Consider the following 14,500-nt stretch of genomic DNA (forward strand, 5'->3'; position numbering starts at 1 on the left):
ACGCACAAGGGCCGGCTTCTATGGCCGGCCCTTGTGTATCTATGGTGTCGGGGGCTAAGGGGTCAGCGTCCTGTTTCTATGGCGGCGGACGGGTGGAGCACCCCCCCAGGTGGGGGCGCGAGGTTCAGCGCAGCGACAGGACGCCGGTGCCGGTGTCTTCGCCTACGGCGACCTGGTAGGCCTTGGCCTCTTCGGCCTCGATCTCCGGGGAGAAGCGCACGACCAGCGCGCAGGAGGCCAGCACCAGCACGGTCACCCCCAGGTAGAAGAGCCCCTGCTGATAGGTGATCGCCTCGGAGCGGAACAGGAAGGCCGCGGCCACGGCGCCCACGTTGCCGCCGGCGCCGACGATGCCGGCCACGGCACCCAGCGCCTTCTTGTTGATGAAGGGCACCACGCCATAGGTGGCACCTTCGGCCATCTGCACGAAGAGGCTGAAGACCAGCATGATGCCGATGGCATAGGAGAGCACATGCATCTGGGAGAAGGCGATCAGGGCGATCCCCTCGCAGACCAGGGCGATGAACAGCCAGCGCACGCGACCCTTGAGGCCGCCGTTGCGGGCGAACAGGTCGGAGAACACGCCGCCCAGGGTGCGGGCGAAGACATTCATCAGCCCGAACAGGCCGGCGATCATGCCGGCGGTGGCCAGCGTCAGGTCGAAGTGATCGAAGAAGTAGATGGCGGCGATGTTGTTGATGGTCAGTTCGACGCCGAAGCAGATGGCATAGACCACGAACAGCGCCCACACGCGGATATCCTTGGCGGCGGCCATGAAGCTCTTGCCGGCACTGTTCTCACCGGTGGCGGGGGGCAGCTCGCCGCGTGCGCGTAGCTCGGCGAAGTTGCCGTTGGGAGCGTCCTGGGTGAACAGCCAGTAGCCGATGCCGGTGACGAACATCACCACGCCCGGTACCACCATGGCCAGACGCCAGCCCAGGGTCTCGCTGACGCCCAGCATCAGCAGCCCGGAGAAGATCAGCGGCATGACGATCTGAGTGGTGCCGCCGCCCAGGTTGCCCCAGCCGGCGCTGGTGGCGTTGGCCGTGCCTACCACGTTGGGGGCGAACATCATGGTGGTGTGGTACTGGGTGATGACGAACGAGGCACCGATGGCGCCGATGGCCAGGCGCGCCAGCAGGAAGGTCTCGAAGCTGTTGGCGAAGCCGATGCCCATCACCGGGAGCGAGCCCAGCAGCAGCAGCCCCGAGTAGGTCTTGCGCGGGCCGATGCGGTCGCAGAGCACGCCGATCGCCAGGCGCACGATCACGGTGATCAGCACCGAGGCGATGATGGTGTTGCCGATCTGGGTCTGGGTCAGGCTGAGGTCCTCGCGGACCACCGCCATCAGGGGGGCGATGCCGAACCAGCCGAAGAAGCAGATATGGAAGGCGAACCAGGAGAAGTGGAAGGCACGCATCTGTGGTGTGCGCAGGCTCAAGAGACGAATTCGGTTCGCCTTGTTGAGAATTTCCATGGGCTATGACCTCGTACGGATTGTCGATACAAGAGTTCGCCCTTCTCCGTTGAAGGTCAGGTCTGACGCACTCGTGCTTCCTGGAAGCCTGGTCCACGCCTACCCGGCAATTTGATTCATATCAAGCAATCCATTTGCCATATTGCCTTGTTGTTCATGTAAAACATCGGGTTATGGTTTGATGAATGGATCGGGGGTCGGACGACCCTGAAGAGAATGGCAAGAGAGCAGCCGCTGAGTGGTCACAGGGTGGCAACAATGGTGCAGTGCCGCACGAAAATGCCCTCTGCTGGTGCCAAGGGGCAGAGGGCGAGATCGGTCGGCAGGTATTCCGCGTGGATCAGTACATGGCCAACTGGGTGGCCTCACGCTCGCAGCTGAGGAACGCGGAATTCTCCAGCCATTCGGGGTCGGGGTAGTAGGCGAACAGGTACTGCTCCTCCTTGAGGCTGTCGATCAACGGATAGGTGACCGCCTGGCGCACCGCGGGACAGCCCAGGCTGCGGCCCAGGCGACCGGTCTGCTCGATGAACGATTCGCTGACGTAGTCGGCGCCGTGCATGACGATGGCGCGCTCATAGGCGAGATGGTTGACGCCTGGCTCCAGCCCCTCCAGGCGTAGCGAGTAGCCGTTGCGCCCGTGGTAGGTGTTCATGGTGCGGAACAGGCCCAGGCTCGACTGGTGGCTCTCCGGGGTGTTGGAGAAGGCGGTGGCCAGGGCGTCGCCGGAACCGCGGCCATGGGAGACCAGCTCCTCGAACAGCAGCCGCTCGCGCGCCAGGTCGAATACCCATAGCCGCGGCTCGCTGGAGGGCAGCGAGTAGTCGATCACCGCCAGGCGCTCGGCCCCAGGGTCGGCGCAGGAGAGGGCCTCGGCGGCCAGCTCGAGCACCTCGGGGCTGGCCTTCGGGGCCAGGCGTGTCAGGGTGTCGGCGAGTGCCTCGTCGCCGAGCACCCGGGGGTGCAGCACCTGGGCGAGGGTAGTCTCGGCGCCGGCGGTGGCGCTGGTCATCAGGCCGGCCGCGCACAGCAGCCAGGCGGAAAGGGTCGGTCGCAGCATGGCGTGGGCCTCCTAGTTTGTCGCTATTATGGAGGGGCGGGCCGGGATGGCCAAATTAGATGTCAACGATATTGGAGGCGAACATGCGGCGATCTGTCGCGATAGGCGCAATGTTGCTGGGTATCCTGCTGGTGCCTGGCATGTCCCTGGCACAGCCGTCGACGGCCCGGGACGGCACCGCGAGCGCGGTGGCGCAGGCCCTCGATCGGCGTGATGACACCATCGAGGCCTTCTATGCGGCCCGCGACTTCCGCGCCGCCTGGCACGATGCGCGTCGGGTCGAGGCGCTGGCCGAGGCTCTGCGTGACCTCGCCGCCGATGGGCTGGAACCCGCCGACTACGGTGCCGAGCGGCTGCTGGCCGACCATCGCCAAGCCCGGGAGGCCGGCGACCAGGCCATGGGGCGTTTCGATACCGCCACCACCCGCACCCTGCTGACGGCGCTGCGCCACCTGCACCACGGCAAGGTGGACCCCAGGCGCGTCGACCCCGATTGGGAGGTGCCCATCAACGAGCGGCTGCCGCCGGCGGCAGCGATCGAGGCGGCGGTCGCGGCGGGGGAGATCGCCGCGTTGTTCGACCGGGTGCGTCCTTCCTACGCCCCCTACGAGCGCCTGCGCCAGGGGCTTTCGCGCTATCGTGAGCTGCGGCGGCTGGGAGGCTGGCCGCGCCTGCCGGAGGGCCCCACCCTGCGCCCGGGTGATGTCCACCCCGACGTGGCACGCCTGCGCGAGCGGCTGGTGCGCGGCGGCGAGATGGCGGTCGCCGCCGCGGACGCCTCCATCCTGCCGGGGGCGACGCTCGAGGCGCCGGATCCCGAACGCTTCGATGCCGAGCTGGAGGCGGCGGTGAAGCGCTTCCAGCGGCGCCACCTGCTGGAGGTCGACGGCATCGTCGGCCCGCAGACCCGGGCGGCGCTCAACGTCCCGGTGGGGCGGCGCATCGACCAGATCCGCCTCAACCTGGAGCGGGCGCGCTGGCTGATGCATGGCCTGCCCGAGGCCTTCGTGCTGGTGGACATCGCCGGCTACCGGCTGGCCTACTTTCGCCCCAACGGCGAGACCTGGCGTTCGCGCATCGTGGTGGGGCGGCCCTATCGGCGCACGCCGTCGCTGCGCTCACGGATCACCCACCTTACCGTCAACCCGACCTGGACGGTGCCGCCCACCATCCTGCGCGAGGACGTGATTCCCAAGGTTCGCCGCGACCCGGACTACCTGGCGCGCCAGAACATGCAGGTGATCACGCCCTCGGGCCAGCGCCTCGCCCCCTGGCAGGTGGACTGGTCGAACCCCGGCAACGTGATGATCCGACAGTCCGCCGGGCCCGATAACGCCCTGGGCCAGGTGGTGGTGCGCTTCCCCAACGACCACCTGGTCTACCTGCACGACACGCCGGCGCAGGGGCTCTTCGCCCGCGAGCAGCGCGCCTTCAGCTCGGGCTGCATCCGCGTGCAGGGGGTGATCGAGTTCGCCCAACTGCTGCTGGATGACAGCGGCAGCGAGCGCGACCTGCGGGCCCTGCTGGCGGAGGGGCGCACCCGCAACGTGCCCCTGGCCGAGCCCATGCCGGTGGTGCTGCACTATTGGACGGTGCATCCCGACCCGGCGGGCCACCTGGAGTTTCGTCCGGACATCTACCAGCGCGACGACGCCCTGCTGCGGGCGCTGGATCGTCCGCTGTCGTCCTGATCACTCGTAGCCCCGGGCCTGGAGCCGGAACAGCCGCGCGTAGCGGCCGTTGGCGGCCATCAGGCTCGCGTGGTCGCCCTGCTCGAGGATCTCGCCGCCGTCGATGACGAGGATCTGGTCGGCGGCGCGCACCGTGGAGAAGCGGTGGGAGATCAGCAGGGTCATCTTGTCGCGGCTGTGGTCGCGGAAGTCGGCGTAGACGGCCGCCTCGGCGGCGGCATCCATGGCCGCGGTGGGCTCGTCCAGCACCAGGATGTCGGCTTCCTCGCGCATGTAGGCCCGCGACAGGGCGACCTTCTGCCACTGCCCGCCGGAGAGCTCCTGGCCGCCCTGGAACCAGCGCCCCAGCTGGGTGTGGTAGCCGCCAGGCATCTCGGCGATGAAGTCGTCGGCGAGCCCGCGGCGAGCGGCCTCGCGCCAGCGCGCCTCGTCCTCGAAGGCGGCCACGTCGCCGGCGCCGAGGTTCTCGCCCACCTTGAGCTGGTAGCGCACGAAGTCCTGGAAGATCACCCCGATGCGGCCTCGCAGCGCCTGCACGTCCCACGCCTGCAGGTCGCTGCCATCGAGCAGGATGCGCCCCTCGCTCGGGGCATAGAGGCGGGTGAGCAGCTTGATCAGGGTGGTCTTGCCCGAGCCGTTGGCGCCCACCAGCGCCAGGCTCTGGCCCGGGCGGAGGTGCAGCGAGATGCCCTGGAGCGCGGGGCGCTCGGCGCCGGGGTAGGTGAAGCCGACGTTCTCGAAGCGGATGCCGTCGCCGGGGTGGGCGCCCGCCGTCAACGAGCCGGCGTCGGGAGGAGTGGGCTGCTCCAGGTACTCGTAGAGGTTGGAGAGGTAGAGGTTGTCCTCGTACATGCCGCCAATCGCGGTGAGGCTCGCCGAGAGTGCTCCCTGGCCCTGCCGGAACACCATCAGGTACATGGTCATCTCGCCCAGGGTCAGGCGCCCGGTGACGGTCTCCGCCACCACCCAGGCGTAGGCCAGGTAGAAGGCGAGGGTGCCCAGCAGGCCGAGGGCGAAGCCCCACCCCTCGCGGCGCAGGGTCAGGCGGCGATCCTCGGCGTAGAGGGTGTCGAAGATGCGCCGGTAGCGGTCGAGCAGCAGCGGCTCCAGTCCGAACAGCTTGACCTCCTTGATGCTGTCCTCCCGGGCCAGCACCGTCTCCAGGTACATCTGCATGCGGGTCTGGGGCGAGCGCCAGCGGAACAGCCGGAAGGCGTCGCCGGAGAACTTGGCCTCGGAGAGGAACACCGGCAGCGCGCCCGCCACCAGCAGCAGCGGCGCCCAGGGCGAGAACTGCACCAGCAGCACCCCGAAGCTGGCCAGCGAGATGGCGTTCTGGGCCAGGCCGAAGGTCTTGTTGACCAGCCCCAGCGGGCGCACCGAGGCCTCGCGACGGGCCCGGGTGAGCTTGTCGTAGAACTCCGAGTCCTCGAACTGGGCCAGGCTTAGGGTGCCGGCCTTCTCGAGGATCATCACGTTGACCTTCTGCCCCAGCAGGGCGCGCAGCAGCGACTGCTGGGCGGAGAGGGCGCGCTGGGCCAGGGCGATGGTGGCGACCACCGCGGCCTCGGCCAGCACGTAGCGCAGCACCGACCACCAGGCGACCTGGCCGGTCTCGGCATGGCGTTCCATGGCGGCGACCACGGCGTCGACGATCAGCTGGCCGAGCCAGGCCGCCACCGCTGGCAGCACCCCGGCCACCAGGGTGGCCACGGCGAGCCCGATGGTAAGGGAGCGCGAGGTCTGCCACACCAGCGCCAGGGCGCGGCGGCTGTAGCGGAAGACGCCGAGGAAGGCGGCGAGGCGGTTCTCGGGGGGCGGCGCGGGGCGGGGCGAGCGGGAGGACACGGTGGCTCCTGTCAGATGCAAGGCGCCCCGCACGAGGGCGGGGCGCAGGCGGGGCGGGCGGTGGAGGCGACGGCGATCAGCCCTCGTCGCCCTCCGCGGCGTCCTCGGGCTCGCCGCCGGTGCTGGCCACCACCGGGCCGGTCTCGCCGGAGCGCAGGGTGGCGAGCAAGGGCTCGGCCTCGCGCTGGAAGGCCACCAGCCGATCGCCGGTCAGGCTCCTGTTCTCGGGCAGCTTGACCTTCATGGCGTCGACCTGGTTGTTGTTGACCAGCACCTCGTAGTGCAGGTGGGGACCGGTGCTGCGGCCGGTGTTGCCCGACAGGGCGATGCGCTGCCCCATGGTGACCCGCTCGCCGCGGCTGACCAGGGGCTTGGAGAGGTGCAGGTAGCGGGTGCGGTAGCCGTTGTCGTGGCGGATCACCACGTAGCGGCCGGCGGCGAAGTGGTTGCTGACCTTCTCCACCACGCCATCGGAGGGGGAGGAAACCGGGGTGCCGATGGGCATGGCGAAGTCGGTGCCCTTGTGGGGGCTGATGCGGCCGGTGACCGGGTGCTTGCGGCGCGGATTGAAGTTGGAGCTCAGCCGGTAGCGCCCCTCGAAGGGGTAGCGGGCGAAGGCGGGATCGAGGCTCTCGCCCTCCGGCGTGTAGAAGTTGTTGTCGGCGCTGTTGCGCACCAAGGTCAGGTCGATGCGCTCGCCCTGATACTGCACGGCGAGGATGCGCGGATCGAAGCTCTCGCCGTCGACCACGTCGGACTCCACCAGCACCTGGAAACGATCGCCGCGACGGGTGTCGCGGCGGAAGTCGAGTTTCTTGCCCAGCACGTGGGTCAGGCGCGAGACCTCGGTGCTGGAGAGGCCGGTGGCCTGGGCCGAGCGGGCGAAGCTGCCGCTGACGCTGCCGGCGAAGAGGCGCTGGGCGGCCTCGCCGGTGCGCTCGATGACCGCTACCTCGAAGCCGGCGGCCTCGCCCTCGCCGCGCTCGGCGACGAAGCCGCTGCGGGCGTCGCGCATCAGGCGCAGGGAGAGCAGCTTGCCGTCCTCGTCGAGCTGGTAGTCGAAGCGAGTGCCGACCCGCCAGCGGGTGAGGACGTTCTTATCGGGCAGCTGCTCGAGCAGGGCCATCACCTCGCTGTAGCCGAGGCCCAGGCGCTCTTGGGCCATCACCGCGAAGGTGTCGCCGCGCTGGACGGTGTAGGTCTCCCACTCCGGCACGTAAGGCTCGGTGGCGGCGATCTCCTCCTCGAGGATGATCGGGCCATCCTCGAACAGGCTGAGCTCCTCCTCGGGGATCTCCTCGTAGGAGGTGGCGTCGGCCAGCAGGCTGCCGTCGTGGTCGAGCATGCCGGCGCCGATGGTGCCGATCACGGTGGCAATATGGATGGCGCCCTGGTCAAGCGTGACCGTTCGCGGCTCGTTCACCCGGCCGGCCGCGGCGATGGCCGTCTCGCTGAGCCTGTCGTCCTCGGCCACCTCGGGGTCGCCGGCGGTGGTTGCCGGGCGGGCCAGCAGCGGCGGTGCCGCCGCGTCGTCGGCCTCCGCGACCAGGTCGAGGTCGATCACCTCGCTGGGCTTCAGCTGGGAGAGCGGCACGTGGCGGCGGGTCGCCTCCAGGGCCTGGTTGGCGAGGTCGATGGCCTCGCCCACCTGGTGACGCTGGAGGTTCAGCGAGGGCAGGCCGGGAGAGGCGTCGGCATCGAGGGGGACGACGACGGTGTCCAGCGCGCGGGACTCCCGCTGGACATCCTGGTAGGTGGTGACGATCTTCTGTGCGCCCAGCACGGTGACCATGGTGGCGACCGGTAACAGCAATAGCTTGTGCGTGCGGGGCAGCGAATGGAGGATTCGCAGCATGGGTAATGGCCAGTGAATAGAGGTAAAGGTGACAAAAAGGCCTCTGAACCATAACCCATGGTGGGGGTATTGCCTAGGCTGTATGCATTCACAGGCGTAGCCCCGGCGCCATGAAAGCACCAGAGCGGTGAGATGCCGAGTTCTCAGTGAACGCTGTTTGCTAATTATTCATTGGACCGAATCCGCCCGGATTTTGCAACCCGGGCGGTGGTCAACCGACCTGGCTCAGGCGGTGCCGCTTGTGAAGGTGCCGTCGCGGTAGTCGCGCAGCGCCTGCTGCAGCTCCGCCTGGGTGTTCATCACGAAGGGGCCATAGTGGGCGATGGGCTCGCCATGGGGGGCGCCCGCCAGCAGCAGCGCCTCGGCGCCATCGCGGCTCGACAGCATCAGGCGATCCCCCTCGCCCAGCCGGGCCAGGTGGCCGGCACCGACGCGCGTCTCGCCGATGGCCAGCTCGCCGCGGAAGACATAGACCAGCAGGGTGGGGGCGTCCTGGTCCAGGGTGGGGTGGGCGCCCGCCGCGAGGCTCAGGTGGGCCACCGCGCCGTCGCCCGCCAGGGCCTCCAGCGGGCCCTCGACGCCCTCGCCGCTCGCCAGTCGCCAGCGGCCGCCCAGGGCCACCAGCTGGCTGTCGCCCTCGACGAGGTGTGGCATCTCGCTGCCGCGTACGTCGCGATAGGTCGGCGCGCTCATCTTGTCGCGGGCCGGCAGGTTCAACCATAGCTGGAAGGCGTGCAGCCCCTGGTGGTCGGTCAACGGCATCTCGGAGTGCACGATGCCGCGGCCGGTGTGCATCCACTGGGCGTCGCCCGCGCGGATGGTGCTGGCATGCCCCAGGTGGTCCTCGTGGGTGAGTCCGCCGTGGATCACGTAGGTGAGGGTCTGCATGCCGCGGTGGGGGTGGGGCGGGAAACCACCGATATAGTCGTCGGGGCGCTCGGATCCCAGTTCGTCGAGCATCAGGAAGGGGTCGAGGCCGCCGCCGAAGTCGTGGATCCGCTTGATCTTGACGCCGTCGCCATCCTGGCTGGGTTGGCTGGGCTGCAGGTGTTCGACCTGGCGCAGGGCAGGGGTGGTCATGGCGCTCTCCTCGCGGTGACGCAGTGATATTTGCCTGGCATTCTAGGCCGATTTTTTCGAAGATTAAGCGCATAGTTTTGCTTGGTTCATTCGAGGAGTTCGAAATGTCGCGAGTCACCCTGGCGCAGTGGCAGATGCTGGCGGCGGTGGTCGATCATGGCGGTTTCGCCCGTGCCGCCGAGGCCATCCACAAGAGCCCCTCCACCCTCAATCACGCGGTGCACAAGCTCGAGGAGCAGCTGGGGGTGCGGGTGCTCGAGCCCGCGGGGCGCCAGGTGCGCCTGACCGAGGCGGGCGAGATGCTGCTGCGTCGCGCGCGTCAGCTGATCGAGAGTGCCGAGGCGCTGGAGGATGTCGCCGGCAGCCTGGCCGAGGGGCTGGAGGCCGAGGTGGTGCTGGCGGTGGACCAGGTGTTCCCGTCGGATGCCCTGGCGCGGGCATTGGCCACCTTCTCGGCGGCCTTCCCCCATGTGCGCGTCCAGCTCCACGAGACGGTGCTCAACGGTGGCATCGAGATGCTCTACGACGGCAGCGCCGACCTGGTGATCTCCGGCCTTGCCGCCCAGGGTTTCCTCGGCGAACCGCTGGTGACGGTGCGCTTCGTCGCCGTGGCCCACCCCGATCACCCGCTGCATGCCCTGGGCAGGACCCTGGACCTGCGCGACCTGGTGCAGCATCGCCAGCTGGTGGTGCGCGACTCGGCCCAGCGCCAGTCACTCGACTCTGGCTGGCTCAAGGCGGAGCAGCGCTGGACCGTGAGCCACCTGGAGACCTCCATCGACATGGTCAAGCGCGGCCTGGGCTTCGCCTGGCTGCCGGAGACCCGCCTCGGCGAGGCGCTCGAGGCCGGGCGGCTCGCGCCGCTGCCCCTCGCCGCCGGCGGTATCCGCGAGATCCCCGTGCAGCTGATCCATCGCGACCGGGACCGCGCCGGGCCCGCCACCCGGGCCATGGCCGAGGCCCTGGCCACGGAGGCGATGCGTTGCCTCGACGAGGCGCCATTCGAAGGCATCGAATAGAAGCGCCCATTATCTGCGCTGATGCGTCGACGGTTTCGCCTTATCCTTGAGCCAACCTTCAATGACGGGGAGGCGACTCCCGAGGAGTACGACATGGGCCTTCTGATCGACGGCGTCTGGCATGACCAGTGGTACGACACCGACAAGCACGGCGGCGAGTTCGTCCGCGAATCCGCCAAGCTGCGCGACTGGGTCACCCGCGACGGCGCGCCCGGTCCCGATGGCCAGCCGGGCCTGCCGGCCGAGGCAGGGCGCTACCACCTCTATGTCTCCCTGGCCTGTCCCTGGGCACACCGGGTGATGATCCTGCGCAAGCTTAAGGGGCTGGAGTCGCTGATCGGCCTCTCCCACGTCAGCCCGTTGATGCTCGACCAGGGTTGGACCTACCACGAGGACGAGGGCTCCAGCGGCGATCCGGTCAACGGCGTGACCTACCACCGCGAGCTCTACACCCTCACCGACCCGCACTACACCGGCCGGGTCACGGTGCCGGCGCTGTGGGACCGGCGGGAGGGTCGCATCGTCAACAACGAGTCCGCCGAGCTCCTGCGCATGCTCAATGGGGCCTTCGATGGCCTCACCGGCAACCGCCTGGACTTCTATCCCGAGGACCTGCGCGCGACCATCGATGCGGTCAATGCTGACGTCTACGACCACATCAACAACGGCGTCTACAAGTCGGGCTTCGCCACCGACCAGCGGGTTTACGAGAAGCATGTGGTGGCGCTGTTCGAGGCCCTTGACCGCATGGAGGCGCGCCTGGCCGAGCACCGCTACCTGGCCGGCGAGTGGCTCACCGAGGCGGATATCCGGCTCTTCACCACCCTGGTGCGCTTCGACGCCGTCTACCACGGCCACTTCAAGTGCAACCTGCGCCGCATCGAGGACTACCCCAACCTCTCGAACTATCTGCGCGAGCTCTACCAGTGGCCGGGCGTGAAGGAGACCGTGGACTTCGACCACATCAAGCGCCACTACTACTACAGCCACGACACCATCAACCCCACCCGTATCGTGCCCCACGGCCCGCTGCTGGAGCTGGAACGCCCCCACGACCGCGAGCACCTGCCGGGGCAGGGTATCCGCGAGAAGGGGGGAGGCTGGTAGAATGCGCCCAACTTCCCGACCCGATACGAGAGCCATGACCGACCAGATCCAGCGCTTCCTGTTCGACAACACCAATGTGCGCGGCGAGCTCGTCAGCCTGGAGCAGGCCTATGCCGAGGTGCTCGACCGCCACGACTACCCGGCGCCGGTCAACCGGCTGCTGGGCGAGCTGGTCGCCGCGGTGGCGCTGCTCACCGATACCGTCAAGCTCGAGGGCACCCTGAGCCTGGAGGTGCGCGGCAGCGGCCCCCTGTCGCTGCTGATGGCCGAGTCCAACCCCGGCGGTGAGCTGCGCGCCATCGCGCGCCTCGCCGAGGACGCCGAGATGCCCTCCGAGGATGCCGGCTTCCGCGAGCTGCTCGGCGACGGTCAGATCATGATCACCCTGGATCCCCGCGAGGGGCATCGTTACCAAGGTATCGTCGCCCTCGACCAGGAGAGCCTGGCGGGCTGCCTGGCCGCCTACTTCGCCCAGTCCGAGCAGCTGCCCACCCGGCTGTGGCTGGCCGCCGATGGCCGGCGTGCCGGCGGCCTGCTGCTCCAGCGCATGCCCGACGAGTCGCAGAACCAGGACGTGGACGCCTGGGAGCGCACCCTGCACCTGGCCGAGACCGTCAAGGCCGAGGAGCTCACCGGCCTGGCCCCCGAGGAGCTGCTGCACCGCCTCTATCATGAGGAGACGGTGCGGGTCTTCGCGCCCAAGCCGCTGCGCTTCGGCTGCACCTGCTCCCGGGAACGCATCGCCGGCGCCCTGGTGACCCTGGGCGCCGAGGAGCTGCGCGACGTGGTGGCGGAGCAGGGGGGCATCGAGACCCAGTGCCACTTCTGCCATACCCGCTACGCCTTCAGCGCCGAGGAGGTCGAGGCGCTGCTCGCCGAGTCCAGCACGCCGCCGCCCACCCTGCACTGAGGTCGGGCGCGAAGGCAGCGTGCCCGTCGCCTGCCATGCCGTCGCCGCCGATATTGCGCTGCACAAGAATATCGGCGGCGAAATCCTTTCATGTTGTAGAAAAACTACATGAATTTCGCCTAAAAGGGGCGTTTCCCACCCCGGCCCTTTTTGCCATAATGGCGCCGCTTTCAGAGGTGACCACCCACAGAAGACGGCCCACCGTCCGCCCGGTCGCTATCCCTCCCCGGCTTTTCCGCGTCTTCGGCGACGCCAGGCACACGAGAGAATCGGCCCTCCGGCCCAGGAATCAACATGACCACACCCCAAGCTTCTCACGCCCACGTCAATCTCAGCAGCGCCGAACTGATCGAGCGGGCGGTGACCCGCGGCGAAGGCCGCCTGTCCGCCAACGGTGCCCTGGTGGTGAGCACCGGCGTGCGCACCGGCCGCTCGCCCAAGGATCGTTACATCGTCGACGAGCCGTCCACCAGCGCCAAGATCGACTGGGGCAGCGTCAACCGTCCCTTCGACGCCGAGAAGTTCGACGCCCTCTGGGCGCGGGTCGAGGACTACCTGCTGGGCAAGGAGCATTTTGTCTCCGAGCTGCACGTGGGCAGCGACCCGGTCCATTACCTGCCGGTGCGGGTGGCCACCGAGACCGCCTGGCAGAACCTCTTCGGCCGTACCATGTTCGTGCGTCCCGAGGCCTTCAACCCCTCCACCAAGGAGGAGTGGACCATCCTCAACGCCGCCGACTTCGAGTGTGACCCGGCCCGCGACGGCACCAACTCCGACGGCACCGTGATCATCAACTTCGCCCAGAAGAAGGTGCTGATCGCCGGCATGCGCTACGCCGGCGAGATGAAGAAGGCGATGTTCTCGGTACAGAACTTCCTGCTGCCCGAGTCCGACGTGCTGCCGATGCACTGCTCCGCCAACGTCGGTGAGGATGGCGAGACCTGCCTGTTCTTCGGCCTCTCCGGCACCGGCAAGACCACCCTCTCCGCCGACCCCGGTCGCTACCTGATCGGCGACGACGAGCACGGCTGGGGCCCGGGCACCGTGTTCAACATGGAGGGGGGCTGCTACGCCAAGTGCATCGACCTCTCCGAGAAGAACGAGCCGGTGATCTGGAACGCCATCAAGTTCGGCACCGTGCTGGAGAACGTGGTCCTCGATGACCGCCGCGAGCCGGACTACGCCGATGACAGCCTGACCCAGAACTCCCGCGCCGCCTATCCGCTGGAGCACGTCGAGAAGCGCGTGCCGGAGAATCGCGCCGGCGAGCCCAGCGCCATCGTCTTCCTGACCTGCGACATGAGCGGCGTGCTGCCGCCGGTCTCGGTGCTCACCGAGGAGGCCGCGGCCTACCACTTCCTCTCCGGCTACACCGCCAAGGTGGGCTCCACCGAGATGGGCTCCTCCGAGGGGCTGGCCGCCACCTTCTCCACCTGCTTCGGCGCCCCCTTCTTCCCGCGCCCGGCCCGCGAGTACGCCGACCTGCTGATCCGGCGCGTGGTCGAGAAGGATGCCCAGGTCTACCTGGTCAACACCGGCTGGACCGGCGGCGCCTACGGCGAGGGCGGGGCGCGCTTCTCCATCCCCACCACCCGCGCCATCATCAGCGCCATCCAGTCCGGGGTGCTGCGCGACGTCGAGACCAAGCGCATCGACGGCCTCAACCTCGACGTGCCCACCGCGGTGCCGGGCGTCGACTCCAGCCTGCTCGACCCGCGCGAGACCTGGGAGGACAAGGACGCCTACGACCGCCAGCGCCAGGAGCTGGCCGCCAAGTTCGTCGACAACTTCAAGAAGTTCGACGGCGTCAGCGAGGCGATCGTCCAGGCGGGGCCCAGCCTGACCTGAGGACTGGCATGGCGAACCCCCGGGCATGACCGGGGTCTGAACGGGGGAGCGGCATCGCCGCTTCCCCGTTCTGCTGTCTGCCCCCCTGACGGAGAGAGACCATGCAACGACGCCACTTCCTCGGCCTGGCCGGTGTCGGCGTATCCACGCTGCTGCTCCCGGGCCTGGCCACCGCTCGCCCCAAGCCCGACCTGACGCGTGCCCCGGGGCTCGAGCCCCTCGAGCTCAGCGAGGCCGAATGGCGCGAGCGCCTGACGCCCGAGCGGTTCGAGATCCTGCGCGAGGCGGGCACCGAGCCGGCCTTCTCCAGCCCCCTGGACAAGGAGACCCGCGAGGGCGAGTACCGCTGCGCCGGCTGCGACCTGGTGCTGTTCACGAGCGCCATGAAGTACGACTCCGGCACCGGCTGGCCGAGCTTCTTCGAGCACGTCGAGGGTCACCTGCTGACCAGCGTCGACTTCTTCCTGGTCATCCCGCGCACCGAGTACCACTGCGCCCGCTGCGGCGGCCACCAGGGCCATGTCTTCGACGATGGCCCCGAGCCTACCGGCCTGCGCTGGTGCAACAACGGCCTGGCGCTGACCTTCGTGCCCGCCTGACCGACG

The 14,500-nt window shown here is 68.7% G+C and carries 11 protein-coding genes; 6 read left to right on the forward strand and 5 right to left on the reverse strand.

The window, feature by feature from the left end; translation table 11 throughout:
- Window positions 1-124 precede the first annotated feature (124 nt).
- Both BLP95_RS07760 and BLP95_RS07765 read right to left on the reverse strand, forming a co-directional pair.
- Complete coding sequence (locus BLP95_RS07760; protein WP_089677945.1) at window positions 125-1,477, reverse strand: NarK family nitrate/nitrite MFS transporter; 1,353 nt, start codon at window positions 1,475-1,477, stop codon at window positions 125-127.
- A gap of 340 nt (window positions 1,478-1,817) precedes the next feature.
- Window positions 1,818-2,537, reverse strand: coding sequence for a murein L,D-transpeptidase catalytic domain family protein (locus BLP95_RS07765; RefSeq protein ID WP_089677947.1), 720 nt, complete (start codon window positions 2,535-2,537; stop codon window positions 1,818-1,820).
- A gap of 140 nt (window positions 2,538-2,677) precedes the next feature.
- On the opposite strand from BLP95_RS07765, the gene BLP95_RS07770 reads away from it, so the two are divergent.
- A complete protein-coding gene (locus BLP95_RS07770; RefSeq protein ID WP_245678710.1) occupies window positions 2,678-4,228 on the forward strand; it encodes a L,D-transpeptidase family protein in 1,551 nt (516 codons plus the stop codon).
- Here BLP95_RS07770 and BLP95_RS07775 read toward each other — a convergent pair whose 3' ends face one another.
- From BLP95_RS07775 to BLP95_RS07785, 3 genes are all read right to left on the reverse strand, one after another.
- Window positions 4,229-6,076, reverse strand: a complete 1,848-nt coding sequence (locus BLP95_RS07775; protein WP_089677951.1) for an ABC transporter ATP-binding protein — start codon at window positions 6,074-6,076, stop codon at window positions 4,229-4,231. It abuts the gene before it with no gap.
- A 76-nt stretch (window positions 6,077-6,152) separates the two neighbouring features.
- Window positions 6,153-7,931: a peptidoglycan DD-metalloendopeptidase family protein gene (locus BLP95_RS07780; RefSeq protein WP_089677953.1), complete on the reverse strand. Its 1,779-nt coding sequence runs from the start codon at window positions 7,929-7,931 to the stop codon at window positions 6,153-6,155.
- Between the two features lie 225 nt (window positions 7,932-8,156).
- Window positions 8,157-9,011 (reverse strand): pirin family protein, encoded by an 855-nt coding sequence (locus BLP95_RS07785; protein ID WP_089677955.1) that lies wholly within the window; start codon window positions 9,009-9,011, stop codon window positions 8,157-8,159.
- Between the two features lie 104 nt (window positions 9,012-9,115).
- Here BLP95_RS07785 and BLP95_RS07790 point away from each other — a divergent pair, with 104 nt between their 5' ends.
- The 5 genes from BLP95_RS07790 (at window position 9,116) to msrB (ending at window position 14,494) form a co-directional block, all read left to right on the forward strand.
- Window positions 9,116-10,030, forward strand: a complete 915-nt coding sequence (locus tag BLP95_RS07790; protein WP_089677957.1) for a LysR family transcriptional regulator — start codon at window positions 9,116-9,118, stop codon at window positions 10,028-10,030.
- 93 nt (window positions 10,031-10,123) lie between these two features.
- Entirely contained in the window at window positions 10,124-11,137 is a 1,014-nt protein-coding gene (locus BLP95_RS07795; protein ID WP_089677959.1) for a glutathione S-transferase family protein, read from the forward strand.
- A 34-nt stretch (window positions 11,138-11,171) separates the two neighbouring features.
- On the forward strand, window positions 11,172-12,047 hold the full coding sequence (hslO, locus tag BLP95_RS07800; protein ID WP_089677961.1) for an Hsp33 family molecular chaperone HslO: 876 nt from the start codon (window positions 11,172-11,174) through the stop codon (window positions 12,045-12,047).
- 294 nt (window positions 12,048-12,341) lie between these two features.
- The gene (locus BLP95_RS07805) at window positions 12,342-13,895 is read left to right on the forward strand and encodes a phosphoenolpyruvate carboxykinase (protein ID WP_089677963.1); all 1,554 of its coding nucleotides are present in this window, start codon (window positions 12,342-12,344) and stop codon (window positions 13,893-13,895) included.
- 101 nt (window positions 13,896-13,996) lie between these two features.
- Window positions 13,997-14,494, forward strand: coding sequence for a peptide-methionine (R)-S-oxide reductase MsrB (msrB, locus tag BLP95_RS07810; protein ID WP_089677966.1), 498 nt, complete (start codon window positions 13,997-13,999; stop codon window positions 14,492-14,494).
- Window positions 14,495-14,500: the final 6 nt, after the last annotated feature.

Source organism: Halomonas shengliensis (genome assembly GCF_900104135.1).
Lineage (GTDB): Bacteria > Pseudomonadota > Gammaproteobacteria > Pseudomonadales > Halomonadaceae > Halomonas > Halomonas shengliensis.